Genomic DNA, 25,639 nt, shown 5'->3' with positions numbered 1-25,639 from the left:
CCCCCACCCTGTCGGGCCTCAGGCGAAGTAGCCACCCCCGGCGAGGTCCTCACCCAGCGTCGGGCCGACCGGCTCCCAGTCCAGCAGGGCCTGGGTCCTGACGCTGGAGGCGGGCATGTCCATGCCGAAGAAGGAACCGATCCACCCGAGGGTCGAGGCGACCTCGTCCCCCTCGACGGAGACGACGGGGAGGCCGAGACCTGCACCGATGGCGGTGGCGATCTCCCGGGTGGTGATCCCCTCCTCCGCGGCGGCGTGCAGTCGCGTCCCGCTGGGAGCGCCCTCGACGGCGAGACGGACGAGGCGAGCGGCATCGGTCACGTGGACGGCCGACCAGCGGTTGGCCCCGTCGCCCACGTAGGCGGCACGGCCCGCGGCACGGGCCGCGGCGACGATCGCCGCGATGAAACCGTGGTCCCCCGTTCCGTGGACGGTCGGGGCGAAGCGTGCAGCGAGGACGCGAACCCCTCGGTCGACGTAGTCGAAGGCGAGGTTCTCCGCACCGCCACGCATCGAGTCGGGGCCGACGAACGGACTGACGTCGTCCTCGGTGCCGAGACGCCCGGGGGCCAGTCCGCCGAGCCCGCCGGCCAGCAGGAACGGCCGGTCGGAACCCACGAGGGTGTCCGCGATCGTCTGCACCGCAGCACGTTCAGCAGCGTTGGAGACGGCCGGGTTGGCGAAGTCGTGCTTGTTGGCGAGGTGGACGGTCCCCTCGGTGGACTCCGCGCCACGACGCAGGGCGCCGAGGTCGTCGAGGTCGCCGCGCAGGACCTCGACCCCCTTGGCCTCGAGCTTCGCGGCGGAGGCGTCGGAGCGCGCCAGGCCGAGGACCTGGTGCCCGTGGGCGAGGAACTCGTCGACGGTGTGCGAACCGATCCAGCCCGATGCTCCGGTGATGAAGACACGCACGAGGTTCTCCTCAGGTAGTGATGTCAGCTTGCGACATCACCGTAGCGCTCGATGTCAGGTTCTGTCATCACCTAGGATGGGGACATGGCACGGTGGGAACCCGGTTCGTCGCAGCGGCTGCAGCAGGCGGCCCTCGACCTCTTCGACGAGCAGGGCTACGAGCGGACCACCGTGGCCGAGATCGCGGCCCGCGCCGGGGTGACCGAGCGGACGTTCTTCCGCTGCTTCAGCGACAAGCGCGAAGTGCTGTTCGCGGGCAGCGAGCGCCTGCTGGAGGAGTTCACCCTCGCCGTGGCGAACTCCACCGCCACCGACCCCGCCGAGGTGGCCGCGGACGCCCTGACCGGTTCGGGCGAGTTCTTCGGCGAGGAACGCCGGCCGTGGGCCCGGCGCCGCGCGGCCGTCGTCTTCGGCCACCCCGCGCTCGCCGAACGCGAGCAGCTGAAGATGAGCGCCCTGGCGACGGCCGTGGCCGCTGCCCTGCGCGAGCGCGGGGTCGACGAACCCGCGGCGACCCTGCTGGCGCACTCCACGATCACGGTGTTCCGGGTCGCGTTCGAGACCTGGATCGCGGACGACACGGGCCGGACGATGACGCAGATCCAGCAGGAGTTGTTCGCGGCCCTGCGCCTCAGCCTGGCCGGCTGGCCCGGCTGACCCGGCACCCGCCGGCCCGGCGCGGAGCGGGCGGTCTCAGCTCCAGGGTTCGCCGCCGACCCGGACGTCGGCGTGCGAGCGGGCCGACTCGGCCATGGCCAGGCTGATCGCGTGGTCCTGGCAGGCCTGCGCCAACGGGTAGGGCTCGTCCCCCTCGCCGCGCGCCCAGGCCCCCGTCCGGGCCAGGAGTTCGGCCACGGCCACGTCGTCGTCGCTCATCCTCGTCCCGGCCCAGGCGTTGCGGTGCACGACCCGGCCGTCGAGGGCGATCGTGTCGAGGTCCACGCCCTCGAGGTTCAGGTCGATCCCGCGCCGCCGGTAGGAGAGGAGCGAGGTGACCGGGGTGACCGGGTCGACGAGCCGCGTCACGGCGTCGTCCGCGATCTCACCGCGGGTCCCCCGCACCAGGAGACGACGGCCCCGCAGCGGGTTCCACCACTGGTTGTCGGTGAAGTCGTAGAGCCCCGTGCGGCCGCCGAAGTCGAGGGTGGCGAGGGTCGTCGTCGCGTCCCGGGGTCGCGCCGACGGGTCCCACCCGGCACCCGAGAGCGGGTCGAGGAGCGGGGCGGTGAACTCGCGGGCGTTGACGACGACGTCGTCCGTCCCGACGCCGAGGAGGCCGCGGACCAGCGACACCGCGTGGTACATGTGCGTCGAGGAGATCTGCACCGACGTCGGTTCCCCGACGGTCCCGTCGCGGACGACGGCCAGCCGGGCCGCGTGACCGGGCATCAGCAGGTACTGCTCCGCCACCTGGACGCGTCCGGAACCGCCCACGTCGTGCCACAACGACCGCAGACCCTCGACGTCCGGGGCGGGCGGCGTCTCGGCCAGGACCGGCACGCCCGCCGCGACGAGTTCGCGGACGAGGTCCGGCATCGCGGCCCAGGGCACCGACGCGATGACGAAGTCGGGTTCCTCGCGCAACGCCTCCCTGAGGGTCAGCACCGCGGGAACCCCCCACCCGGTGCTGATCTCCTCGGCGCGACCGGCGGTGCGGGTGACCACCGAGGTCACCCGCAGCCGGTCGGGCGCCATCCGGGCGAGGCGCACGAAGAACTCCGACCTCCACCCGCTCCCGACGACGGCGAAACGGGTCGGGGCGGGTGGGGTCACAGTTCCTCCTGCGTTCGCGTCACCGGGTGGTGGGGTGGGGAGAGGGGACTCAGCCGAAGTGCTTCGGCAGCGTCCCCGTGTGCGCCTCGCGGAGTTCCGCGACGGGGACCTGGAACCGGCCCTGCACGTCGAGCAGACCGGGCACGCTCCCGTCGCCGTCGTCGGTCACCCCGATGCGCACGTGCGCGAGACCGCGCGCGGTGCACATGTCGGTGAACCGGATCTCCTCCTCGCGCGGCACGGACACGATGGCCCGGCCGGCCGACTCGGAGAACAACGCGGTGAACGCGTCGATCCCGTTGCGGTCGAGGAGTTCGTCGAGCCACACCCGCGCGCCGACCCCGTAGCGCAGGACGGACTCGACGAGGGCCTGGGCGAGGCCACCGTCGGACAGGTCGTGGGCGGCGTCGATCAGACCGTCGCGCGAGCACTGCACGAGGATGTCCCCGAGCAGCTTCTCGTGGGCGAGGTCGAGCACCGGCGGCAGGCCGCCGAGGTGACCGTGCTCGGCCCAGGCCCACTCGGAACCACCGAGTTCGTCGCGGGTGGTGCCGAGCAGGTAGACGTTCTGCCCGGACTCCTTCCAGCCCGACGGGGTGCGACGACGGACGTCGTCGAGGACGCCCAGGACGCCGATGACGGGGGTGGGGAGGATCGCGGAGTTCAGACCGTCGTCACCGGTCTGGTTGTACAGCGACACGTTGCCGCCGGTGACGGGAACCCCGAGTTCCTCGCAGGCCAGGGCGAGACCCTGGACGGCCTCGGCGAACTGCCACATGACGCCGGGGTCCTCGGGCGAGCCGAAGTTCAGGCAGTCGGTGACCGCGAGGGGTTTCGCCCCGGCCGCGGCCACGTTGCGGTACGCCTCGGCCAGCGCGAGCTGGGCCCCGGTGCGCGGGTCGAGCCGCGCGAACCGGCCGTTCCCGTCGAGGCTCAGCGCGACCCCGAGGTTCGTCTCCTCGTCGACGCGCACGACACCCGCGTCGTCGGGGGTCGCGAGCGCCGTCCCCCCCATGACGTAGCGGTCGTACTGGTCGGTGACCCACGCCCGCGAGCAGAGGTTCGGCGAGGCGACCATGCGCAGCAGGGTGTCGCGCAGTTCCACGTCGGTGCCGGGACGGGGCAGGGAGTCGGGGGTGTTCGCCTGCAGCGCGTCCTGGGACGCAGGACGTTCGTAGGGGCGCTCGTAGACCGGGCCGTCGTGGGCGACGGTGCGCGGCGGGACGTCGACGACGGTCTCGCCGTGCCACTGCACGACGAGGTGGGTGCCGTCGGTGACCTCGCCGAGCACGGCGGCCTCGACGTCCCACTTCGCGGTGACCGCGAGGAACTCCTCGATGTTCGCCGGCGTGACGATCGCCATCATGCGTTCCTGCGACTCGCTCATGAGGATCTCCTCGGGCGAGAGCGAGGGGTCGCGCAGCGGGACGCGGTCGAGGTGGATGACCATCCCGCCGTCACCGGCCGAGGCCAGTTCGCTCGTGGCGCAGGACAACCCGGCCCCACCGAGGTCCTGGATGCCCTCGACCAGACCGGCGTGGAACAGGTCCAGGCAGCACTCGATGAGCACCTTCTCCTGGAACGGGTCCCCGACCTGGACGGCCGGCCGCTTCGAGGGGCCGGTCGCGTCGAACGTCTCGCTGGCCAGCACCGAGACGCCGCCGATGCCGTCGCCGCCGGTGCGGGCGCCGAAGAGCACGACGAGGTTGCCGACGCCGCGGGCGTTGGCCAGGTGCAGGTCCTCGTGGCGCAGCGAACCGATGCAGAGGGCGTTGACGAGGGGGTTGCCCTGGTAGGTCGGGTCGAAGACGACCTCGCCGCCGATGTTCGGCAGCCCGATGCAGTTGCCGTACCCGCCGACCCCGGACACGACGCCCGGGACGACGCGGGCGGTGTCGGGGTGGTCGATCGTGCCGAACCGCAGGGAGTCCATGACGGCGATCGGGCGGGCGCCCATGGCCATGATGTCGCGGATGATCCCGCCGACGCCGGTGGCCGCACCCTGGTAGGGCTCGATGTAGCTGGGGTGGTTGTGGGACTCGACCTTGAAGGTCACGGCCCAGCCCTGGCCGATGTCGACGACCCCGGCGTTCTCGCCGATCCCGACCATGAGGGAGGTCTTCATGTCCTCGGTGAGGTGGTCGCCGAAGGTCTTGAGGTGGACCTTGGAGCTCTTGTAGGAGCAGTGCTCGCTCCACATGACCGAGTACATCGCGAGCTCGGCACCGGTGGGGCGGCGCTGCAGGATCTCGCGGATCCGCTCGTACTCGTCGGCCTTGAGGCCGAGTTCCTTCCACGGCTGCGGGTGGTCCGGCGTCTGCTCCGCACGACCCACGGTGTCCAGGGCGGTGAGCGTGCTCACGCGAGTGCCTCCAGTCCGGCGCTCAGCACCGAGGTGAACAGGCCGAGGCCGTCCAGTCCCGGGCCGAACAGTTCCTCGACGGCGTGCTCGGGGTGCGGCATGAGCCCCACGACGTTGCCGCGTTCGTTGCTGATCCCGGCGATGTCGCGCATCGACCCGTTGGGGTTGCCGTCGAGGTAGCGGAAGACCACGCGGCCCTCCCCCTCGAGGCGGTCCAGCGTCGCGGTGTCGGCGACGAAACCGCCCTCACCGTTCTTCAGCGGGATCGTGATCTCCTGTCCCGCCGCGTACGTGGACGTCCACGCGGTGGCGGTCGACTCGACCCGCAGCCGCTGGTCGCGGCACAGGAACTTCTGGTGGTCGTTGCGGACCAGCGCACCCGGCAGCAGGTGCGACTCGCACAGCACCTGGAAGCCGTTGCAGATGCCCAGGACGGGCATCCCACCCTCGGCCGCGCGGACGACCTCGGCCATCACGGGCGCGAAGCGGGCGATCGCGCCACAGCGCAGGTAGTCGCCGTAGGAGAACCCGCCCGGCAGGACGACCGCGTCGACCCCGTGCAGGTCGGCGTCGGCGTGCCAGAGCGCGACGGCCTCGCCGCCGGCGAGACGCACCGCGCGACGCGCGTCGCCGTCGTCGAGCGACCCGGGGAAGGTCACGACGCCGATCTTCACGCGGTGACCCTGGCCGGGGTGCCGGAGGCGTCCCGGACGCTGACGACGTCCTCGATCACGGGGTTCGAGAGCAGCGTCTCGGCGGCCTTCCGGGCCTGCTCGAGCACCCCGGGGGTGACCTCTCCGGCCACCTCCAGCTCGAAGCGCTTGCCCTGACGGACGCTGGTGAAGAGATCGAACCCGAGGCGCGGAAGGGCGCCGACGACGGCCTTCCCCTGCGGGTCGAGGATCTCGGGTTTCGGCATGACGTCGATGACGACGCGGCCCATGCGCGGCGCTCCTTCGAGGAGGGGGGAGATCGGCGTGCTCAAGGCTACCGCCGCCGCGGAGGCTCAAGGACCGCCGCGGTCCTGCCGACCAGAGGACGTGGACACCGCTCGCGCCCGACGCCGTGTGAGCACGTCCGTGCTCTTCGACGTCGGTGTCTTCGTGGCGGGACTGCTCGTGCTGGTGGGCGCCGCCCTGTGGTGGCACGCGACCGGGGCCAGCCAGGACGTCTTCACGGCGCTGGCCCTCTGCATCCCCGTCGGCTGGGTCCTCACCCGCTTCCCGCTGATGGTGACGAGCGTGGCGACCGGCATCCAGGTGCCCTTCGCCCCCGTGCTGCTGTTCTACCTGCAGACCTTCTACGACACCCCCGTCGCGCTGCTGGCCTGGCCGCTCACCGCGCTGCCCGCCTACCTGGTCGACCGGCGGGCCTGGTCGAGCCGGCTCTTCAACGCGGGATCGTCGATCGTCTCCAGCCTGCTCGCGACCTTGGTCGTCGCCGCGCTGCAGCCCACCGACCCGGTCAGTCCGGTGCAGCTGTTCGCGGTGCTGGCCGGCGCGGCGACCTACTTCGCCGCGGACACCCTGCTCTCGGCCGTGTCCATCGCGATCGAGTACCACCGGACGCTGTTCGAGGAACTGGCCGACCCGGGCGCGCTCATCGGTGGGGCGCTGTTCCTGCTCGTCTCCGTCCTCGGCTACCTCGCGGCGGCCGTCCACGTCGTCATGCCCACGTGGGTCGCCTCGCTGATCCTCGTCCCCGGGATGGCCGTCGTGGTCGCGGCGTGGGCGTGGCGACGCGCCCACCAGAGCCGTGCGCAGCAGCGGGAGCTGTTCGAGGCCGCCGTCCGCATCCACGAGGTGACCACCGCGGACGACCTCGTGGCCGTGCTGGAGACCCGCTGCGCCACGCTGGTCTCCAGCGAGCGCCTCGTGGTCCGGAGCCAGGCCCCCGGTGGGGGTGAGGTCGGGTACGAGCTCGGCGACGAGGGCCCGCTGCGCTGGATCGTCGCCCCCCGGGCGAGCAACCGGGAGGGTCAGCAGTTCGACGAGGTCGCCCTGGCCTCGCTGGGCTCGCTGGCCTCGGCCGCGCTGGTCCGGCTGCGGCTGGCCGCGGAGGCGGAACGGCTGGCCCTCGTCGACCCGCTGACCGGGCTGCCGAACCGGCGGGCCTTCACCAGCCGGCTGGAGCAGGCCGTGGGCGCGGAGTCGGCGATCGCAGTCCTCTTCGTCGACCTCGACGGGTTCAAGGCCGTGAACGACACGCTCGGGCACGCGGCGGGTGACGAGCTGCTCTGCGAGGTCGCGGACCGGCTGCGCAGCGCGGCCGGGGCCGGCGGTTTCGCCGCCCGGCTCGGGGGCGACGAGTTCGCCCTGGTCCTGCCCGACCTCTTCCCCGGGGTCGCCGACGACACGGCCGAGGCCGTCGTCGTGGCGCTGCGCACGCCGTTCCTGCTCTCCGCCGGGCCGGCCACGATCAGCGCCAGCGTGGGGCTGACCGCCTTCGAGGACGGCGACGACGCCGACTCGCTGCTCTCCCGGGCCGACGCCGCGATGTACGCGGCCAAGCGCTCCGGCGGCGGGCGCTGCGTCCTCGCCGAGTGATGACGGGCTCCGGGACGGGCTGCGGGACGAGGTCCTGGGGAGTCCTCGCGGAGATCCGGTGACCGGCGCCCCTCGACGGGGGTGCCGGGCCACCATCGGAGAGTGACGACCTCGACGCGGCGGGCAGTGCTCGCGAGCGGTGCCGGCGTGCTCCTCGTGGGCGGGGCCGCGGTGGTCCTGGAGGTCCGGCCCGTCCGGAGCCGGATCCGCTCGACCCTGGGCATCGGGCAGGTCGCGGACCCCGTGCCGTCGGCCGGGGCCGGGGAACCCGTCTTCGCGACCTTCGACTCCGCCGCCCGCGCTCGCCCGGTGACCTGGGGCTGGGCGACTCCCCCGGGCGTGGTCCCGTCCGGTCTGCCGGTGCTCCTCGTCCTGCACGGCCGCGGTGACGACGCGCGCGTCGCGTTCACCCAGCTCGGCGTCCACCAGTTCCTCGCCGCGCACGTCGACGCCGGTGGGTCACCGCTGGCCGTGGTCTCCGTCGACGGCGGGTCGAGCTACTGGCACCCCCGCACGGACGGTGACGACCCGCTCGCGATGCTGCGCGGGGAGCTGTTCCCCCGACTCCTCGACACGGGGTTCGACCTGTCCCGCTGGGCGGTCGCGGGGTGGTCGATGGGTGGCTTCGGCGCCCTCCTGCTGGCCCGGGAGGTCACCGCGGGACGGTTCCCCACGTCCGGGGAGCTCGTCGCCGCGGCCGCGGGGAGCCCGGCGTTGTTCGCCTCCGCCGGGGCGACGTCGGCGGGGTCCTTCGACGACGCCGCCGACTGGCGGGAGTTCGGCGACCTGGTCCCCGACCCGGCGACGGGGTCGGTCGCCCTCTCGGTGTCCTGCGGGGTCGACGACCCCTTCCGGGGGCAGACCGAGGCGTACCGGGCGGCCTGCGATCCCGCCCCGGCGGGCGGGATCGGCGACGGCGCCCACACCACGGGCTACTGGCGCAGCCTGGTCCCCGGGTGGTTGCAGTTCGTCGACGCGCGGCTCGCGTGAAGCGTCACCGGGCGGACGATCACCGTGCGGACGTCTTCTCGCGGGCCTGCGCGAAGTCGCGCGGGCGGAACCGGCCCTCGTGCAGCCGGCTCTCGATCTCCTCCAGGCTGTGCCCCGTGAGCTCGGGCATCCTGCGGTACAGGAAGACGAACGAGACGACGTTGAACGCGGCGTAGAGCCAGAACGTCTGGCCCGTGCCGATCGTGTCGATGATGCTCAGCAGCGACAACGTGATGAGCAGGTTCGTCCCCCACAACGACGCCGACTGCGCCGCGGCACCGGCGGAGCGGGTGGCGAGCGGGTAGATCTCGGAACCCGTGAGCCAGCCCATGAGCTGGATCCCCCCGGCGGTGAAGGCCATGAACGCGACGAGGGTGGCGACGATCCACGGGACCTGCGCCTTGCCGTCGTGGCCGGTGACGAAGAACGTGCCCAGCACGATCAGCGACAGGGCCGCCCCCGGGAGCGTGATGAGCGTGAGCCGACGCCGACCGACCCGGTCGATGATGGCGAGGCCGATGAGCTGGGTGAGCAGGTAGGTGGCGCCGAGGGCGACCGAGACCTGCAGCGCGGCGCTGTCGGAGAACCCGTTGTCGGTGAGGATCGTCGGGGAGTAGTAGACGATCATCTCGATCCCGGACAGCTGGGTGAAGATCGCCAACCCGCAGCCGACGATCAGCGCCGGCCGCACCCACGCCTCGCGCAGACCCCGCCAGCCCTTGGTGCTGGCCTCGCTCTCGGCGTGCACGAGTTCGCTGATCTCGCGCAGTTCCCCGTCCACGTCGGAGCGGTCGGGACGGACGCGCTCGAGCGCCTCACGGGCCCGGTCCTCCTGGTCCGACTTCAGCAGCCAGCGCGGGCTCTCCGGCAGGCGGAGCATCAGGAGGAACATGATCGCCGCCGGGACGGACGCCGCGCCGATCGAGATCCGCCAGTCCACCTTCTCGCTGGCCCCGACGATCGTGGCGATGAGGATGCCGACCCCGATGGCGATCTGGAAGCACAGGACGAGGCGACCGCGGTACTTCGTCGGCGACAGCTCGGCGACGTAGGTGGGGGCGGTCTGGGTCGCGCCGCCGACGGCGAACCCGAGCACGAGCCGGGCGAGGGAGAGGGTCACGGGATCGGGGGCCAGCGAGGCCCCGAGGGTGCCGATCACGAAGATCACGGCCACGACGAGCAGGGTTCCCCGACGGCCCCGGCGTTCGCTGAGCCGGCTGCACGTGAGGGCCCCGACCACCGCGCCGGCCAGGATCGAGGCGGCGATGACCTGTTCCCAGCCGTTGCCGGTCTCGAAGTCGTCACTGATCTGCAGCAGGGCACCGGAGATGATGCCGGTGTCGTAGCCGTAGAGCAGACCCGAGATGGCCGACACCAGGGCGACGACCACCACCGCACCGGTGAGGCCACCACCGCCGTCCGCGGCACGATCCGGCCCGTGGTGCTCGGTCATGGGGTTCCTCCGACGTCGTCGTGGGCGGTTTCCTGGTCTCAGGTGCGAAACGTCTAAGACAAGCACTCCGCCCGACGTCCCGCCCGTCGAGGGATCTGAGACGATCCACTCCCCGGACCGTCCGACCTGCGAGGAACCCCGTGACCGCCAGCCCCCTCTTCGACGTCTCCGGCCGCCTCGCCCTGGTGACCGGTTCCACCCGCGGCATCGGGCGCGCCCTGGCCGGAGGTCTGGTCCGGGCCGGGTGCGACGTCGCCGTCAACGGACGGAGCGCGGAGGCCGCGGAACGGGTCGCCGCCGAACTCAGCGCGCTCGGTCCGGGCACCGCCCACGCCTGCGCGTTCGACGTCACCGACTCCGCCGCGGTGGACGCCGCGGTCGCCGCGCTGGAGGAGGGGGTCGCGCCGATCGACGTGCTGGTGAACAACACCGGGATGCAGCAGCGGAAGCCCTTCACCGAGTTCACCGACGACGAGTGGCAGCGGATGCTCGACGTGAACCTCACCAGCGCGTTCACCGTGGCCCGCGCCGTGGCCCGGCGGATGGTCCCGCGCGGGCGGGGGAAGGTCGTCAACGTCCTGTCCGTGCAGAGCGAGGTCGTCCGCCCGGGGATCGCGCCCTACGCCGCCACCAAGGGCGGGCTGAAGATGCTGACCAAGGGCATGTGCGCCGACCTCGGCGGGTACGGGATCCAGGTGAACGGCCTGGGTCCCGGGTACTTCGCGACCGAACTCACCGCGGCCCTGGTGGCCGACGAGGAGTTCACCGCCTGGGTCTCCGGGCGGACCCCCGCCGGCCGCTGGGGTGACGTCGCGGAGCTGGTGGGCCCGCTGCTGTTCCTGTGCTCCGACGCCTCGGGTTTCGTCAACGGGCAGACGATGCACGTCGACGGCGGGATGCTCGCGGTCCTCTAGCCCCCGCTCCGTCGCGATCGAGCACAGTCCTCGTCGCTCAGGTTCCGTCGCGCTGGAGTGGAGCGAAGAGCGTCTCGCAGAGCAGATCGAGCCGACTTCCGCTCCAGTCGGTCCGGCGAGGGTGAGGCGCGGGGTCAGCTCTCGAGCTCGGCCAGCGCGTCGTGGGCCTGCGCGACCTCACCGACGCGGTGCCGACCTGCACTGCCACGTCGGGCGAGGACACCTTCGGCCAGCACGGCGACCGTCGTCATGACCGCGGCGTAGCTGTCGAAGGCTCCCGGACCGTCGACCGGGACCACGAGCCGGTGCGCGACGGGGGCCGCGGGCGGCCCGGCGGCGGGATCGGTGAGCAGGACGCACGGGACCCCGAGCTCCGCGGCCAGTTCCAGCACCGCCGGGACCGCCGGTGTCCGACGCCGGAAACCCACGACGACCAGGAGGTCCCGCGCGTCGAGTCCCGCGACCTCCTCGGCAACGGTCTGTCCCGGCAACGGTGCGACGGAGACGTCAGGCCGGGCCTGGAGGAGTTGTTCACGGAGGTGCAACGCGACCGGGTAGCTGTTGCGCCAGCCGAGGACGAGAACCCGCCGGGCCGCCGCCAACGTCGTGACGACGCCGTCCAGATCGGTGGCAGAGAGGTTCTCCGCGGTCCGGGTGAGGTTCTTGACGTCGTGCGCGACGTGCGCCGCGACCGGCCCTGGGCTGCCGTCGGGGAGACCGCCCGTCGGCACCCCCCGGGCCCGCAACGACCGCGCGTCCACCCTGGCCTCGGCGTAGGAGGTGAAACCGAGCCGCCGGAAGAACCGGCTGACCGTCGCCTTCGAGGCACCGGAGAGTTCCGCCAGTTCCGCGCCGCTGAACCCGGCCAGGTCGTCGGCCCGTTCCAGGACCACCTCGGCGACCTGACGTTCGGAGGGGGTGAGTTCGGACCACACCGCCTCGATGCGGCCCCTCACACCCGGCTCGTTCACGCCCGGTTCGCTCATGCTCGTCGGCGGGCCACGTCGAGCACGGTGGCCTCGAACGCGTCGATCCCGATCGCCACGTCCTCGAGGGTCACCTTCTCCCCCGGGGCGTGGCTGATGCCCTCCTCGCAGCGCACGAAGATCATGGCGACGGGGGTGACGGCGGCGACGGCCATGGCGTCGTGCCCGGCCCGGCTCCAGATCGTCAGGGGTTCGGGGTCACCGGTCGCGGCGATGCCGGCGGTGACGGACTCCACGAGGTCGGCGTCGCAGTACACCCCCGCCGCGGCGTGGACCTCGGTGAGTTCGAAACCCAGACCGCGCAGGCCGCAGAACTCCTGCGCGTGGGCGGTGATGGCGTCGACCAGGACGTCGCGCTGCTCGTCGTGCTCGGCCCGCACGTCGAGGGAGAACTCGACCAGGCCGGGAACGACGTTCACGCCACCGGGGAAGGCCTGCAGCCGACCGACGGTGGCGATGCCGCCGAGTTCCACGGCGAGGCGTTCGACGGCGAGCACCACCTGGGACGCACCGACGAGGGCGTCCTTCCGCTTGCCGTACGGGGTTCCCCCGGCGTGGCGGGCCTCACCGACGACGCGGCCGGTGAAGCGCCGGGCTCCCGCGATCGAGGAGACGACCCCCAGGGGGCGCCCGGCGGCCTCGAGGTGCGGACCCTGCTCGATGTGCAGTTCCAGGTACCCGACGAGTTCCTCCGGTGCCCGGGCCGCCTCGCCGATCCGGGCGGGGTCGAGGCCGAACTCTTCCGCCGCCGACCGGACGCTGACGCCGTCGCGGTCGGTCCGCTCCCACCAGTCCTCGTGCCAGTTCCCGGCGACCGCGAAGCTGCCCGTGAGCGCAGTGGAGAACCGGGTGCCCTCCTCGTCGGAGAACGCGACGACCTCGAGCGCGAACGGCAGTTCCGCGGCGCGCGGGACGAGTCGGGCGGCGACCTCGATCGCACTCACGACGCCGAGCATCCCGTCGTAGCGTCCCGCGTCGGTCACGGTGTCCAGGTGGGAACCGAGCACGAGCGCGGGCAGCCCGGGTTCGCGGCCCTCCAGGCGACCCCACTGGTTGCCCGCCTGGTCGCGCCAGGTGCGCATCCCGAGCCCGGCCATCCACCCGGCGGCCATCTCGTTGACCCGGGCGTGCTCGGGCGAGAGGTGGACGCGTTCGATCCCGTGCCCGATCGCGGAGACGGCGGCGAGTTCGTCGCAGCGGTCCATCGCGCGCTGTGCCGCGCTCACCGGGCGTAGACCTGCTGCGCCGCCACGGTTCCGCCGCCGGGCGCCACGTCCGCACCGTGGGCACGGAGCACCTGTTCCAGGGACGCGAGCGTCACGAGGACGGTGTCCTTGCGGGCGTTGTAACCCATCGTCCCGATGCGCCAGACCTTGCCGGCGAGCGGCCCGAAGCTCGTGCCGATCTCGATGCCGTAGTCGTTCAGCATCTCCGCGCGGACGGCGTCGCCGTCGACCCCGAAGGGGATCAGGACGGCCACGACGTTGTGCATCTTGTGCTCGACGTCGCCGTAGACCTCCAGCCCGAGGCCGCGGACGCCGGCGAGCATGGCGTCGCCGTGCAGCCGGTGCCGGGCGATCCCGTTCCCGAGCCCCTCCTCGAGCACCAAACGGGCGCACTCCCGGGCGCCGTAGAGCATCGTCGTGGCCTCGGTGTGGTGGTTCAGCCGCTTCTCGCTCCAGTAGTCGAGGATCATCCCGAGGTCGAAGTAGTTCGAGCGGATGCGGGCCGGGCTCGGCAGGGTGTCCTCGTCGGACTCCGGGTCGGCGCGCAGCCCGGCCTCCACGCTGTGCCGGGCCCGGATCACCTCGACGGCGCGCGGGGACAGCGAGACCGGGGAACTGCCCGAGGGACCACCGAGGCACTTCTGCAGACCGGCGGTGGCGGCGTCGACCTCCCACGCGTCCATCTCGAAGGGGTTCCCGGCGATCGAGGCCGTGCAGTCGACGTAGAGCAGGGCGTCGTAGCGGTGGCACATCGCGCCGACCCCTTCGAGGGGCTGGTTCATGGTGGTCGAGGTGTCGCCCTGGACCATCGCGACGAGCTTCGGCCGCACCTCGCGGACGGCGGCCTCGAGGGCCTCGAGGGTGAACACCTCACCCCAGGGGACCTCGATGGTGTGGACCTCCGCGCCGCAGCGTTCGGCGACCTCGCGCAGGAGGTGGCCGAAGCGACCGAAGACGGGCACGAGGACCACGTCGCCGGGCGAGAGGAGGGACACCAGCGCCGCCTCGATGCCGGCGCGCGAGGTGCCGTCGACGAGGACGGTCGCCTCGTTGGTGGTGCGGAACACCTCGCGGTAGAGGGCCTGCGTCTCGTTCATGTACGCCGTCATGGCCGGGTCGTACTGCCCGACGAGCTGGGCGGACATGGCGCTCAGGATGCGCGGGTCCACGGTGATCGGCCCCGGGCCCATGAGCAGTCGCGGCGGCGGCGCGACGGGCGCCCCGACCGAGGAGCGGAGCAGACCAGGGTTCAGGAGCGGGATCGACTGTTCCACGACGCCGATCATATGCAACGATCGTTCCAGAGACCAGCCCTGAGGAGGCCTCCCGTGACGGTCCACCTGCTTTCCTCCACGCCCAGCACCGTCCGGTGGGGCGACCTGCCCTGCGCCGGGGACCGCCCCGTGCTCGAGGTCGACCCCGGCGACGTCGTCGTCGTGGACACCGTGAGCCACGAGGGGATCCTCGAGGACCAGGGCCGCGACCCGCTCACCTTCTTCACCGCCCGCGGGATCGACGCGGCGGCCGTCCTGGCCGACGCCGTCGAGGTCGCCCGTTCCGTCGCGCACGACCCGCTCGTCCAGGGCCCGCACGTCGTCACCGGCCCCGTCCGCGTCCGGGGCGCGCGACCCGGCGACGTGCTGTCGGTGACCGTCGAGGCCCTGGAACTGCGCGCGGACTACGGCGTGGTCAGCAACCGGCACGGCCGAGGCGCCCTGCCCGGGGAGTTCCCCGTCGGTGGTGTCGACGTCGTCTCCGTGCTGGCCCGGGTCGAGACCGATCCCGGCACCGGTCTGCGCCGCGGCAGCCTCCCCGCCGGCCCGGACACCGATGTCCGGGTGCGGTTCCCGCTGAGACCCTTCCTCGGTCTCGTGGGCGTCGCGACTCCCGGCCCGGACCACCTGCACTCGGTGCCGCCGGGGATGCACGGCGGGAACGTCGACGTCTCGGCGCTCGGGGTCGGATCCACGCTGCACCTGCCCGTCCAGGTCGACGGCGCGTTGTTCTACACCGGCGACCCGCACTACTCCCAGGGCGACGGGGAGGTCGCGCTGACCGCCTTCGAGGCACCGCTGCGCGCCACCCTCCGCCTCGACCTCGTCCCCGCGGACGCCGTCCGGGTCCGCGACGCGCTGTGGGGGGAGACCCCGGAACTCCTGGTACCCATCGGCATCGACCTGGACCTCGGCGAGGCCATGCGGAAGTCGGTCCGCACCGCGATCGCCCTGCTGGTCGACCTCGGGATGGATCCCGCCCACGCGCTGGCCTACCTCTCCGCCGCCGGCGACTTCGCGGTGTCCCAGGTCGTGGACCGGGTGAGCGGCGTGCACGGGACGATCCGCAAGGCCGACCTGGTGGAACTCAGCCGGCTCCGCGACTGACGTCGTTCACCAGGGGATGACACCGTCGTCCTCGAAGAACCCACCCGTCGGTCCGCCGTCGGGCAGGGTCGCCAACCGGATCGCCGTCGCCGCCCCCTGCTCCGGGGTGCGGGTCCCGCGGTGACCGTTGAGGTCGGTGGCGACGAAACCCGGGCACGCCGCGTTGACGAGGACGTTCGTCCCGGCGAGTTCCTGGACGTACTGCAGCATCACGGCGTTGAGGAACGTCTTCGACGGCGCGTAGGCCACCGCGACGGGGCCGGTGGTCGTCGCGCTCCCCGCACCGGCCTGGCGGGTCAGCGAACCGACGCTGCTGGAGAGGTTCACGATGCGCGGGGACGCGGACCGGAGCAACAACGGCAGCATCGCGTTGGTGACCCGGATGACCCCCAGGACGTTGGTCTCGACGACCGCACGGACGATGTCCAGGTCCACCCCGGTCGGGTTCTGCGGCATCCCACCGGTGATGCCGGCGTTGTTGACCAGCGAGTCCAGTCGACCCCAGCGTTCCTCGACCGCTGCGGCCGCGGCCGCGACGCTGCTGTCGTCGGTGACGTCCAGCGCGACGCCGAACGCGTCGACCCCTCGCTCCCGCAACCTCGACACCGCCTCCTCCCGTCGGAGGCTGTTGCGGGCGCCGACCCCGACACTGAAACCCGACGCCCCCAACCCGGCGGCGATCTCGAACCCGATGCCCTTGTTGGCCCCGGTGACCAGGGCGACCTTCTGCTCACTCATGCCGACGATCGTGCGGGCGCAACGGTTCCCGGGTCCAACACCGTCCCGGTCATGACCGATACCCGTGGAGTATCGATGGGGGTAGCCTTCCCGGATGGAGACCCGGGAGCTGCGCTACTTCGTCGCCGTCGCCGAGGAGCTGCACTTCGGTCGCGCGGCGGAGCGGCTCGGCATCGCGCAACCACCCCTCTCCCGGGCCATCAGCCGGCTGGAACGTCGGTTGGGGACCCCCCTCCTCCTGCGGACCAGTCGCTCGGTGACGCTGACCGAGGCGGGTGACGTCCTGCTGCACGAGGGACGGGCCGCGCTCGACGCCGTCGAAGCGGCGGAGGTGCGTACCCGCCGCGCGGCGACGGCCGAACCCTCCGTCGTCCTCGCGACCAAGGCCGCGGCCTCGAGCGAACTCCTCGCGAAACTCCTGCACGCCTACGCCGCCGAACCCGGGGCCGTGCACGTCGAGGTCCTGCTCTGCGGTCCCGCCGAGCAGGGGCGGCTGCTGCGCACCGGCCGCGCCGACGTCGCGATCCTGCACCGCCCGTTCGACGACACCCGGGTTTTCGACACCGAGGAACTGCTGACCGAGGGCCAGGTCGCGATCCTCCCCGCGGGCCACCCGCTCACCACCCGCCGCACCGTCCGGCTCGCGGAACTCGACGGGCAGGCGGGGCTGCCGATGCCCCGCTGGCCCCGGCCCGACGGGAGCTACCCCGACGGCCCCGGTCCCGAGGTCCGCGACCACGCGCAACTGCTGCAACTCGTCGCCCTCGGTCGCACCCTCACCGTCGTCCCGGAATCGGCCCGCTCGCAGTTGCGCGACGACGTCGTCGCCGTCCCGGTCGTCGACGCGGAGGAGGTCACCACGGTCATCGCGTGGCCGCCGACCAGCCGGTCCCGCGCCGTGGCCCACCTCGTCCGCACCGCGACCCGCCTCTAGGGTCGAGCGGTGCCCGCGCTGCCGTTCACCCAGGTCGACGTCTTCTCCGCCGAGCCCCTCGGCGGGAACCCGGTCGCGGTCGTCCACGACGCCGACGACCTGACGAGCGAGCAGATGCAGCGGTTCGCGAACTGGACGAACCTGTCCGAGACGACGTTCCTGTTGCGTCCCGGTTCCTCCGCCGCCGACTACCGGGTGCGCATCTTCACGACGGAGGAGGAACTGCCGTTCGCCGGGCACCCGACCCTCGGCTCGGCACGGGCGTGGCTGACCGCGGGCGGTGTTGCCCGGCGACGAGGTGTCGTCGTGCAGGAGTGCGGGGCGGGTCTCGTGGACGTGCGCCTCGACGGGACCACTCTGGCCTTCGCCGCACCGCCGCTGGTCCGGGAGGGCCTGCTCGAGGCGGAACTCCTGCGGCGGCTCGCGGCGGGCCTCGGGATCTCCCCCGCGGACGTCGTCTCGGGTTCGCACCTGCACAACGGACCCCGCTGGGTCGTGCTGCAGGTGACCGACGCCGCAACGGTTCTGGGTGTGGTGCCGGTTCCGGGTCCGCTGGCCGGCCTCGACGTGGGCGTGGTGGGCCGACACCCCGCCGGGCACGAGGCGCAGGTCGAGGTCCGGGCGTTCCTCAGCGACGGCCGGGCCGTCGTGGAGGACCCCGTCACGGGCAGCCTGAACGCGGGGATCGGGCAGTGGCTCACCGACCTCCCGCCCCGTTACGTCGCGGCCCAGGGAACGGCGCTGGGTCGGAGCGGACGGGTGCACGTCGAACGGGACGGTTCCCGGGTGTGGGTCGGTGGGGCCACCACCGTCGTGGTGACCGGGGTCGTCCACCTCTGACCGGGCGCGCCACGCCGACAACGCTCCGAGGTGCACGAAGGTCGACTTCGAGACCACGTTGCGGCTGCGGGAACTCGGCGACCGCTACCTGATCCAGCTGTCGCCGGAACCCGACCTCGACGCGAGGCTCAGCTGAGCGGACGCGGCCACCGCCGGGGTGGCCGCGTCCCACGTCGAGGTCAGACCAGCTTCATCGCCTCGATCAGGGTCGTCCGCAGGATCTGCTCCATCTCGTCGAACTCCGCCTGACCGGTGGTCAGCGCGGGCGCCACCTGGATGACCGGTTCCCCGCGGTCGTCGGGACGGGCGTAGAGACCGTTCCGGAACAGCGCCGACGGCAGGAACTGCTTGATGAGCGTCTCGCGCTCGCTGAGGTCGAACGTCTCCTTCGTCGTCTTGTCCTTGACGAGTTCGACGGCCCAGAAGTACCCGTCGCCCCGGACGTCGCCCACGATGTCCAGGTCCAGCAGCTTCTTCAGGGTGTCGCCGAGGGCCTGCTCGTGGTCGAGGACGTTCTGGTTCAACCCCTCGCGCTCGAAGATGTCGAGGTTCGCCAACGACACCGCCGCCGACACCGGGTGCCCGCCGAAGGTGTACCCGTGGGGGAAGAAGTTCTTGCCCTCGAGGAAGGGCGCCATGATGCGGTCCGAGGCGATCATCGCGCCGATCGGGCCGTAGCCGGAACTCATGCCCTTGGCGCAGGTGATGATGTCGGGCTGGTAGCCGAACTTCTCGCAGGCGAACATCGTGCCGTGGCGGCCGAAACCGCAGATGACCTCGTCCGAGACGAGCAGCACGTCGTACCTGTCGCAGATCTCCCGCACCAGCTGGAAGTAGCCGGGCGGTGGGGTGAGGCACCCGCCGGAGTTCTGCACGGGTTCGAGGACGACGGCCGCGACCGTGTCGGGGCCCTCGAAGAGGATCGCCTCCTCGATGCGGGCCGCGGACCACCGGCCGAACTCGACCGGGTCGGTCGGGGCGCCCATCCGCTCGGCGCGGTAGATGTTCGTGTTCGGCACCCGGAAACCGCCCGGGGTCAGCGGTTCGAAGGCCTGCTTCATCGCCGGCAGGCCGGTGATCGCCAGCGCCCCCTGCGGGGTCCCGTGGTAGGCGGTCGCCCGCGAGATGACCTTGTGCTTCAGCGGTTTCCCGGTGAGCTTGAAGTACTGCTTGGCGACCTTCCAGGCGCTCTCGACGGCCTCGCCACCCCCGGTGGTGAAGAACACGCGGTTGAGGTCACCCGGGGCGTAGGACGCGACGCGTTCCGCGAGCTGGATCGCGGGTTCGGTGGCGTAGCCCCAGACGGGGAAGAACGCGAGGGTCTCGGCCTGCTTGGCCATGACCTCGGCGAGTTCCGCGCGGCCGTGCCCGGCCTGGACGACGAACAGGCCGGAGAGGCCGTCGAGGACCTTGTGGCCCTTGTCGTCCCAGACGTAGGCGCCCTCGCCCTTGACGATGACGGGAGCCGGCCTGTCCTGGTAGGCACCCATGCGCGCGAAGTGCATCCACAGGTGGTCGCGTGCGGCGGTGGTGAGGTCGGAGGACCCCGCACCCTGGACGACCTGCTCGGTCACGGTCATGCCGAACCCTCCTCGCGTTCCAACGACGACGTCCGCCGGGAGTTGCCCGCCGATCCTCCCACCCTCCCGCCGCGGACGACAGGGGCACCAGCGACGCTTCGTCGGCGCTGCGCGAGGACCACCGACGAACCGTCGGCGCTAGCCTGCCCCCGTGCTCACCGTCGCGGACGTCCTGGCGCTGCCCGTCCTGGCCGCGGGCGGCCCGCAGGTGCGCGCCGGTGAGGACCGCCTCGGGGTGCGCGTGCGGTGGGTGCACGTCAGCGAGCAGACGGAGGTCGCCGGGCTCCTGGGCGGCGGCGAACTGCTGCTCTCCACCGGCATGGGTCTGCGCGACGTGGACCTCGCCGCCTACGTCGCCTCCCTCGTCGACGCCGGCGCCGCCGGACTGGTCGTCGAACTCGGCGACCACCTCGACGCCCTGCCGCCGGCGCTGGTCCGCGCCGCCCGGGCCGCCCGGTTCCCGCTGGTCGAGCTGCACCGGGTGGTCCGCTTCGTCGAGGTGACCGAGCAGGTGCACGCCCGGTTGCTGGTGGACCAGCACGAGCGCCTGCGCTTCGCCGAACGCGTCCACGCCTCCTTCGCGGGGCTGAGCACGACGGGGGCCACGACGGCGGAGGTCCTGGACCGGGCGGCGGAACTCCTCGACGGGCCCGTGGTGCTCGAGGACGTGGCCCACCGCGCGGTCGCCCACGTCGCCGGGCCGGCGGGGACGTCGCAGGTGCTCTTCGACTGGTCGCGGCGCTCGCGGCGCGGAGGCGGCCACGAGGGGTGGTCGACGGCGCCGGTGGGCGCACCGGGCAACCGCTGGGGCCGACTCGTCGCCCCGGGCCCGAGCGGGGGCCGCGACGCGGTGCTCGTCCTGGAACGCGCCGCGGAGGTCCTGACGGTGCTGCGGCTGCTGTCCCCCGAGGGGGACCGCGACCTCGCCGACCGCGCCCACGCGGACCTCGTGCAGGACCTGTTGCGGGCCCGTCCCGTGGACGAAGCCGCACTGCGCCAACGGGTCCGCGCTCTCGGGTTGCCGACCCGCGGGGGTTTCGCCGCCGCGGCCGTGCACACTCCCGGCGGCGCGGACCGGGCCACGGTGGCGCAGACGCTCGCCCACGTGGGCGGGGTCGGCATCACCGGCGTCCTCGCCCAGGACGTCGTCGGTGTGCTGCTGGTGGGGCGGGAGGACGCGACGGCGACGCTGCTGCCCCGGCTCGCGCAGGCCCTCCCCGCCGCGGCCACCCTCGGCGCCACCGGGGTGGTCGGTGAGCTCAGCGCCACGGCGGAGGGTTTCGCCGAAGCCCGTCACGTCGCCCAGGTCGCGGCCGCCGCGCCGCGGCGGGTCCCGGGTGCGGTCCACCGCACCGCCGACCTCGGCGTGCGGGGGTTGTTGTGGCACCTGCGCGGCGACCACCGGGTCGCGCAGTTCGCGGAGGCGCAGCTGTCCCCCTTGCTGGACGCCGTCGACGGTGGCGACGCCGACCTCGCCCTGCTCACCGCCCACCTGGAGGTCGGCGGTTCGATGACCCCGCTCGCGGCGCGGCTGCACCTGTCCCGGCCGGCGACCTACGGTCGGGTGGAACGGCTCACCCAGCGCCTCGGCCGTGATCTCGACGACCCCGAGACCCGGGTGGCGCTGCACCTCGCGCTGCTCACCCGGGCCCAGCAGGGACTGCTCAGGGACGGGTGAGGAGTTCCCCGCGGGGTTGCGCCCCGAGGTCGAGGAGTTCACCTCGACGCCAGGTCGAGCGCACCGCGCCGGTGAAGGTGCGCCCCTGGTAGGGCGTGACCTTGTTCTTGTGCTGCAACGTCTCCGCGTCCACCGTCCACTCCTCCTCGGGGGCGAAGACGGCGAAGTCGGCGACGTTCCCGGCGGCGATCCGGCCGCGGTCGGTGAACCCGGCGAGGTCGGCGGTGGCCGAGGACATCCAGCCGACGACGGTCTCGAGCGCGACCCCGCGGCCGCGGGCGGCCGTCCACACGGCGGGCAGACCGAGCTGCACGGAGGCGATGCCGCCCCAGGCGGTCCCGAAGTCCCCCTCCTCCAGGCGCTTCAGCTCCGCGGTGCACGGGGAGTGGTCGGAGACGACGCAGTCGATCGTCCCGTCCAGCAGCCCCCGCCACAACGCGTCCTGCTCGGCGCGGTCGCGGATCGGGGGGCAGCACTTGAACGACGTGTCGCCGTCGGGGACGTCGGCGGCGTCGAGGGTCAGGTAGTGCGGGCACGTCTCGACGGAGATGCGGGTGCCGGTCGCCTTCGCCGCCCGGATCTCGGCGAGGCCGGCCGCCGAGGACAGGTGCACGACGTGCGCGCGGGCCCCGGCGCGGGCGGCCGCCTCGGCGACGGAGCGCACGGCGAGCGCCTCCGCGGCCGGCGGACGCGACCCGACGAAGTCCGCGAAGCGGCGACCACCCGGGTGGGCGTGCGCGCCGATCTCCCCGGCGTCCTCGGCGTGGGCCAGCAGCAGGCCGTCGAAGCGGGCGAGTTCGGTCAGCGCCTCCTGCAGACCTTCGGCGTCCAGGGGCTGGAACTCCTCGATCCCGGAATCGAGCAGGAAGCACTTCACCCCGAACACCCCGGCCTCGTGCAGCGGTTCGAGCTGGTCGGCGTTGCCCGGCACGGCACCGCCCCAGAAACCCACGTCGATGACGCACTTCCCCTGCGCAGCCGCCCGCTTCAGCTCCAGCGCCTCGGGGTCCAGGGTCGCCGGGGTGCTGTTCAGCGGCATGTCGAGGATCGTCGTGATCCCCCCGGCCGCCGCGGCGCGGGTCGCCGAGGCGAAACCCTCCCACTCGGTGCGCCCGGGTTCGTTGACGTGGACGTGGGTGTCGACGAGCCCCGGCAGCAGCACCTCGTCGTCGGCGAGGACCACCTCGCGGGCCGCGTCCCAGACGTGGTCGAACGCCTCGACGCCGACGACCAGACCGCTCCGCACCCCGACCGAGACCGGTCGCTGCGCACCGTCCACGACAGCTCGTGCCGCCCGCAGCACCAGATCCACCCGCACGTCCTCGCTCACCGTTCGTCCTCCGCCTTCGAACCTGTTCCGCCGGTTTCTCGTCCGCCCAGTGTGCGGTAGCGCGTCCGGCGCACCGGAGCCACCGCCGGCGGTGAGGACGACCGGCGGGACCGGACCCGCGCGGTCAGGTTCTCCTGGTGCGCGGAGGCGGTCGCCAGCAACGCCTCCGCGTCCCCCGCGGCGAAGGCCGCGAGCATGGCGGCGTGCTCGGCGTGCAGGTGCGCGGCCTCCGCGGGGGCGAGGTCCTCCATCGGCCGGTACGGCTCGGTGAGGTCCCAGATGCGGTCGAAGACGGCCAGCAGTCGCGGCATCGCGGACGGCCGGGTCACCGCGACGTGGAACGCGCGGCTCTGGTGGTGGTAGCCGCGTTCGTCCCCGTCGACGACGGCCTGCCACAGCTTCTCGTGGGCCTCCCGGGCGGCCTCGACGTCGTCCGGACGCACGAGCCGGACGGCGACGGCGAGCGCTGCGAGTTCCAGGGTGCCGCGGACGTCGAAGAGTTCGGCGAGCTCCCCCTCGGCGAGCAGGGTCACGGTGTACCCGCGGCGGGGCTGGTGCTCGACGAGCCCTTCCCCGACGAGCGTCATGAGCGCCTCGCGCACCGGGATGCGACTGACGTCGTGGGTGGCGGCGAGGACGTCGACCTCCAGGGCCGAACCGGGTGGGACGACCCCCTCGACGATGTCGTTGCGGATGGCGTCCAGCACCGGACGCGCGCTCCTAGCGGACCGGACCACCCGACGACCGACCTCCCGCGCCCGGGCCCCCGCGCAGGGGCCATCCCCGCACGTCCTCGGCCCGGGGCGGAGCGTAGCTGCGGGCCTTGGAGGTGGACAGCCCCAGGGCGATCAGCGATTCGGCGAGGCGGGCACCGGCGGCGACCCCGTCGACGACCGGAACGGCCAGCGCGGCGGTGACGGTCTCGTGGACGCCGGACATCCCCGCGCAGCCGAGCAGGACGACCTCGGCGCCGTCCTCCTCGACGAGGCGGCGGGCCTGCTCGACGAAACCTTTGGCGGTGACCTCGGGGTTCGCCTCGAGTTCCAGGACGGGCAGGTCGACGCTGCGGATGCCGACGCAGCGCCCTGCGAGGCCGGCGAGCAGCAACCGGTCGTGGATGGCGGGGGCGGCCCGGTCCAGCGAGGTGACGACCCCGTAGGTGCGGCCGAGCAGGCACGCGGTGTGCGCGGCGGCCTCGGTGATGTCGACGACGGGCACGTCCAGGACGTCCTGCAACGCCTCGCGACCGACCTCGCCGAACCCCGCGTGGACGACGGCGTCGAACTCCCCGTCGTGGTTCTGGACGGCGTCGAGGACGCCGACCGCGGAGAGGTAGCTCTCGTAGTTCGACTCGACCGAGGCCGGGCCGAAGGTCGGGGTGAGCGCCACGACCCTGGTCGTCGCCGAGACCGCGGCCTGCGCGGAGCGCCGGATGACCTCGGTCACCGCCTCGGAGGTGTTGACGTTGACGACCAGGATCGTGGGCATCAGACGGTTTCCCGGCTCGGGATGGAGTTCTTCAGGGCCAGGTAGAGCAGGAACGAGATCGCGGCCCCGATGAACCAGCTGAACGAGGCGGCGGTCGGGTTGGTGAAGAACACGATGCCGATGCCGATGACCGCGGCCACCGCGGTCGCCGCGACCGCGACCGGGTTCCAGCCCTTGGTGTAGTGGTAGGCCCCGTCGGGGTTCATCGTGAACAGGTCGTCGACCTCCACCTGCTGCTTCTTCACCAGGTAGTAGTCGGCGATGAGGACCCCGTACAGCGGCCCGATGAACGCGCCCAGCGTGTCGAGCGTGTAGTGGATCATCCCGTCGGTGCTGTAGAGGTTCCACGGGGTGATGAGGACGGAACCGACGGCGGCGATCATGCCGCCGGTGCGCCAGGAGATCTTCTGCGGCGAGACGTGCGAGAAGTCGAACGCGGGCGAGACGAAGTTCGCGACGATGTTGATGCCGATGGTCGCGATGATGAAGGTCAGGCAGCCCAGGACCGCGACGGTGAGGTTGTCGAGGCGGTAGACCGTGGCGACCGGGTCGGTGATGAGCTCGCCGTAGACGGGGACCGTCGCCGAGGCCGTGACGACGCAGAGGACGGCGAACACGAGGAAGTTCACCGGCAGGCCGAGGAAGTTCCCCCGCTTGACCGCGGCCATCGACGTCCCGTAGCGCGCGAAGTCGCCGTAGTTCAGCATCGGTCCGGAGAAGTACGACACGACGAGGGCGACCGCGGAGATCATCATGCCGACCGCACCGATGCCGTGGTGGGTCACGTTGCCCAGGTTCAGCGAGATGTTCGACGGGCCCGCCTCGGTCACCAGGTAGGCGGCGAGGGCGAACATCACGACGTAGACGGCCGGACCGCAGAAGTCGATGAACTTGCGGATCGCCTCCATGCCGCGCCAGAACACCAGCGCCTGCAGGACCCACATGACGCCGAACGCGGCCCAGCCGATCGTGCTGAGACCCACGAACCCGTGCTGCGCCTTGTCGGCCCAGGGTGCGAGGTCGGGGTCGATCTTCAGCACGAGCAGCACGAGCGCGTTGGAGGCCAGGAAGGTCTGGATGCCGTACCAGGCCACTGCGATGAGGCCGCGGATCACGGCCGGGACGTTGGCGCCCAGCACCCCGAACGTCACCCGGGAGACCACGGGGTAGGGGACCCCGGTCGCCTGGCTGGGTTTCGCGACGAGGTTGCAGAGGAAGTACACGATGACGATGCCGACCAGCAGCGAGATGAGCACCTGCCAGGCGGCGAGCCCGAGGGCGAACAGGCTGCCGGCGGTCACGTACCCACCGACGCTGTGCACGTCGGACATCCAGAACGCGAAGAAGTTGTAGGACCGCCAGTTCTGCTGCTTCAGCGGTGCGAGGTCGGAGTTCGTCAGGCGCGGGTGGTACCCGTCCTTGACGAGGCCGACCCCTGCTGCGTGCGAATGGCCGGTGAGTTCCACCTCGGCTCGCGTCACCTCGGTCATGGCAGCTCCTGCGCTTCG

General features: G+C 72.4%; 23 protein-coding genes. 8 read left to right on the top strand and 15 right to left on the bottom strand.

Annotation, left to right across the window (positions count from 1 at the left end; translation table 11 throughout):
- Positions 1-18 precede the first annotated feature (18 nt).
- Positions 19-912 carry an SDR family oxidoreductase gene (locus AC0I8G_RS15295; RefSeq protein ID WP_471730672.1) on the bottom strand — a complete coding sequence of 298 codons (894 nt, stop codon included), beginning with the start codon at positions 910-912 and terminating at the stop codon, positions 19-21.
- 84 nt (positions 913-996) lie between these two features.
- Between AC0I8G_RS15295 and AC0I8G_RS15290 the strand changes: the two genes are divergently transcribed.
- Entirely contained in the window at positions 997-1,569 is a 573-nt protein-coding gene (locus AC0I8G_RS15290) for a TetR/AcrR family transcriptional regulator (protein WP_471730671.1), read from the top strand.
- A 36-nt stretch (positions 1,570-1,605) separates the two neighbouring features.
- On the opposite strand, the gene AC0I8G_RS15285 is transcribed toward AC0I8G_RS15290, so the two are convergent.
- Genes AC0I8G_RS15285 through purS form a run of 4 tightly spaced genes read right to left on the bottom strand, consistent with a single transcriptional unit; the run spans position 1,606 to position 5,990 of the window.
- Complete coding sequence (locus AC0I8G_RS15285; protein ID WP_471730670.1) at positions 1,606-2,685, bottom strand: Gfo/Idh/MocA family protein; 1,080 nt, start codon at positions 2,683-2,685, stop codon at positions 1,606-1,608.
- 49 nt (positions 2,686-2,734) lie between these two features.
- Positions 2,735-5,047: a phosphoribosylformylglycinamidine synthase subunit PurL gene (gene purL, locus AC0I8G_RS15280; RefSeq protein ID WP_471730669.1), complete on the bottom strand. Its 2,313-nt coding sequence runs from the start codon at positions 5,045-5,047 to the stop codon at positions 2,735-2,737.
- Positions 5,044-5,721: a phosphoribosylformylglycinamidine synthase subunit PurQ gene (purQ, locus tag AC0I8G_RS15275; RefSeq protein WP_471730668.1), complete on the bottom strand. Its 678-nt coding sequence runs from the start codon at positions 5,719-5,721 to the stop codon at positions 5,044-5,046. The genes purL and purQ overlap by 4 nt, the downstream gene beginning before the upstream one ends.
- Positions 5,718-5,990, bottom strand: coding sequence for a phosphoribosylformylglycinamidine synthase subunit PurS (gene purS / locus AC0I8G_RS15270; protein ID WP_471730667.1), 273 nt, complete (start codon positions 5,988-5,990; stop codon positions 5,718-5,720). The genes purQ and purS overlap by 4 nt, the downstream gene beginning before the upstream one ends.
- A gap of 124 nt (positions 5,991-6,114) precedes the next feature.
- On the opposite strand from purS, the gene AC0I8G_RS15265 reads away from it, so the two are divergent.
- Together AC0I8G_RS15265 and AC0I8G_RS15260 are read left to right on the top strand one after the other, a co-directional pair.
- Positions 6,115-7,593, top strand: a complete 1,479-nt coding sequence (locus tag AC0I8G_RS15265; protein WP_471730666.1) for a diguanylate cyclase domain-containing protein — start codon at positions 6,115-6,117, stop codon at positions 7,591-7,593.
- 102 nt (positions 7,594-7,695) lie between these two features.
- Positions 7,696-8,583, top strand: a complete 888-nt coding sequence (locus AC0I8G_RS15260) for an alpha/beta hydrolase (protein ID WP_471730665.1) — start codon at positions 7,696-7,698, stop codon at positions 8,581-8,583.
- Positions 8,584-8,602: 19 nt separating this feature from the next.
- On the opposite strand, the gene AC0I8G_RS15255 is transcribed toward AC0I8G_RS15260, so the two are convergent.
- Positions 8,603-9,976 carry a sugar porter family MFS transporter gene (locus AC0I8G_RS15255; RefSeq protein ID WP_471730701.1) on the bottom strand — a complete coding sequence of 458 codons (1,374 nt, stop codon included), beginning with the start codon at positions 9,974-9,976 and terminating at the stop codon, positions 8,603-8,605.
- 200 nt (positions 9,977-10,176) lie between these two features.
- Between AC0I8G_RS15255 and AC0I8G_RS15250 the strand changes: the two genes are divergently transcribed.
- Entirely contained in the window at positions 10,177-10,950 is a 774-nt protein-coding gene (locus AC0I8G_RS15250; protein ID WP_471730664.1) for an SDR family oxidoreductase, read from the top strand.
- Positions 10,951-11,084: 134 nt separating this feature from the next.
- Here the strand turns inward: AC0I8G_RS15250 and AC0I8G_RS15245 are convergent, their stop codons facing one another.
- Genes AC0I8G_RS15245 through AC0I8G_RS15235 form a run of 3 tightly spaced genes read right to left on the bottom strand, consistent with a single transcriptional unit; the run spans position 11,085 to position 14,352 of the window.
- Positions 11,085-11,906, bottom strand: coding sequence for a MurR/RpiR family transcriptional regulator (locus AC0I8G_RS15245; protein ID WP_471730663.1), 822 nt, complete (start codon positions 11,904-11,906; stop codon positions 11,085-11,087).
- Between the two features lie 26 nt (positions 11,907-11,932).
- Entirely contained in the window at positions 11,933-13,141 is a 1,209-nt protein-coding gene (locus AC0I8G_RS15240) for an allantoate amidohydrolase (protein WP_471730700.1), read from the bottom strand.
- A gap of 17 nt (positions 13,142-13,158) precedes the next feature.
- Positions 13,159-14,352 carry a pyridoxal-phosphate-dependent aminotransferase family protein gene (locus tag AC0I8G_RS15235; protein ID WP_471730699.1) on the bottom strand — a complete coding sequence of 398 codons (1,194 nt, stop codon included), beginning with the start codon at positions 14,350-14,352 and terminating at the stop codon, positions 13,159-13,161.
- A gap of 138 nt (positions 14,353-14,490) precedes the next feature.
- Between AC0I8G_RS15235 and AC0I8G_RS15230 the strand changes: the two genes are divergently transcribed.
- Positions 14,491-15,543 carry an acetamidase/formamidase family protein gene (locus AC0I8G_RS15230; RefSeq protein ID WP_471730662.1) on the top strand — a complete coding sequence of 351 codons (1,053 nt, stop codon included), beginning with the start codon at positions 14,491-14,493 and terminating at the stop codon, positions 15,541-15,543.
- A 6-nt stretch (positions 15,544-15,549) separates the two neighbouring features.
- Here the strand turns inward: AC0I8G_RS15230 and AC0I8G_RS15225 are convergent, their stop codons facing one another.
- Entirely contained in the window at positions 15,550-16,281 is a 732-nt protein-coding gene (locus tag AC0I8G_RS15225; protein WP_471730661.1) for an SDR family oxidoreductase, read from the bottom strand.
- A gap of 94 nt (positions 16,282-16,375) precedes the next feature.
- Between AC0I8G_RS15225 and AC0I8G_RS15220 the strand changes: the two genes are divergently transcribed.
- Both AC0I8G_RS15220 and AC0I8G_RS15215 read left to right on the top strand, forming a co-directional pair.
- Positions 16,376-17,215, top strand: coding sequence for a LysR family transcriptional regulator (locus tag AC0I8G_RS15220; RefSeq protein WP_471730660.1), 840 nt, complete (start codon positions 16,376-16,378; stop codon positions 17,213-17,215).
- A gap of 9 nt (positions 17,216-17,224) precedes the next feature.
- Positions 17,225-18,055, top strand: a complete 831-nt coding sequence (locus AC0I8G_RS15215; protein ID WP_471730659.1) for a PhzF family phenazine biosynthesis protein — start codon at positions 17,225-17,227, stop codon at positions 18,053-18,055.
- 179 nt (positions 18,056-18,234) lie between these two features.
- On the opposite strand, the gene AC0I8G_RS15210 is transcribed toward AC0I8G_RS15215, so the two are convergent.
- Positions 18,235-19,635 (bottom strand): aspartate aminotransferase family protein, encoded by a 1,401-nt coding sequence (locus AC0I8G_RS15210; protein ID WP_471730658.1) that lies wholly within the window; start codon positions 19,633-19,635, stop codon positions 18,235-18,237.
- A 151-nt stretch (positions 19,636-19,786) separates the two neighbouring features.
- Between AC0I8G_RS15210 and AC0I8G_RS15205 the strand changes: the two genes are divergently transcribed.
- A complete protein-coding gene (locus AC0I8G_RS15205) occupies positions 19,787-21,313 on the top strand; it encodes a PucR family transcriptional regulator (protein WP_471730657.1) in 1,527 nt (508 codons plus the stop codon).
- Here the strand turns inward: AC0I8G_RS15205 and allB are convergent.
- From allB to AC0I8G_RS15185, 4 genes are read right to left on the bottom strand one after another with little or no spacing between them, the layout of a single operon-like run.
- A complete protein-coding gene (gene allB / locus AC0I8G_RS15200) occupies positions 21,300-22,625 on the bottom strand; it encodes an allantoinase AllB (protein WP_471730698.1) in 1,326 nt (441 codons plus the stop codon). The two genes, AC0I8G_RS15205 and allB, sit on opposite strands and share 14 nt — an antisense overlap.
- A gap of 14 nt (positions 22,626-22,639) precedes the next feature.
- Positions 22,640-23,350 (bottom strand): GntR family transcriptional regulator, encoded by a 711-nt coding sequence (locus tag AC0I8G_RS15195; RefSeq protein WP_471730656.1) that lies wholly within the window; start codon positions 23,348-23,350, stop codon positions 22,640-22,642.
- 13 nt (positions 23,351-23,363) lie between these two features.
- Positions 23,364-24,131, bottom strand: coding sequence for an aspartate/glutamate racemase family protein (locus tag AC0I8G_RS15190; RefSeq protein WP_471730655.1), 768 nt, complete (start codon positions 24,129-24,131; stop codon positions 23,364-23,366).
- Positions 24,131-25,621: an NCS1 family nucleobase:cation symporter-1 gene (locus tag AC0I8G_RS15185; RefSeq protein ID WP_471730654.1), complete on the bottom strand. Its 1,491-nt coding sequence runs from the start codon at positions 25,619-25,621 to the stop codon at positions 24,131-24,133. Before AC0I8G_RS15185 ends, AC0I8G_RS15190 begins: the two co-directional genes overlap by 1 nt.
- Positions 25,622-25,639: the final 18 nt, after the last annotated feature.

Source organism: Kineococcus sp. AC630 (genome assembly GCF_979255925.1).
The sequence above is the reverse complement of the archived record's forward strand: the minus strand, read 5'-3'. Positions and strand labels throughout refer to the sequence as shown.

Excerpts from the sequence above, each read along its gene's own strand:
- AC0I8G_RS15290 (WP_471730671.1), top strand. The coding sequence starts at position 997 with ATGGCACGGTGGGAACCCGGTTCGTCGCAGCGGCTGCAGCAGGCGGCC.
- purS (WP_471730667.1), bottom strand. The coding sequence starts at position 5,990 with ATGGGCCGCGTCGTCATCGACGTCATGCCGAAACCCGAGATCCTCGAC.
- AC0I8G_RS15240 (WP_471730700.1), bottom strand. The coding sequence starts at position 13,141 with ATGGACCGCTGCGACGAACTCGCCGCCGTCTCCGCGATCGGGCACGGG.
- AC0I8G_RS15235 (WP_471730699.1), bottom strand. The coding sequence starts at position 14,352 with ATGGGCCCGGGGCCGATCACCGTGGACCCGCGCATCCTGAGCGCCATG.
- AC0I8G_RS15225 (WP_471730661.1), bottom strand. The coding sequence starts at position 16,281 with ATGAGTGAGCAGAAGGTCGCCCTGGTCACCGGGGCCAACAAGGGCATC.
- AC0I8G_RS15220 (WP_471730660.1), top strand. The coding sequence starts at position 16,376 with ATGGAGACCCGGGAGCTGCGCTACTTCGTCGCCGTCGCCGAGGAGCTG.
- AC0I8G_RS15210 (WP_471730658.1), bottom strand. The coding sequence starts at position 19,635 with ATGACCGTGACCGAGCAGGTCGTCCAGGGTGCGGGGTCCTCCGACCTC.
- AC0I8G_RS15190 (WP_471730655.1), bottom strand. The coding sequence starts at position 24,131 with ATGCCCACGATCCTGGTCGTCAACGTCAACACCTCCGAGGCGGTGACC.
- AC0I8G_RS15185 (WP_471730654.1), bottom strand. The coding sequence starts at position 25,621 with ATGACCGAGGTGACGCGAGCCGAGGTGGAACTCACCGGCCATTCGCAC.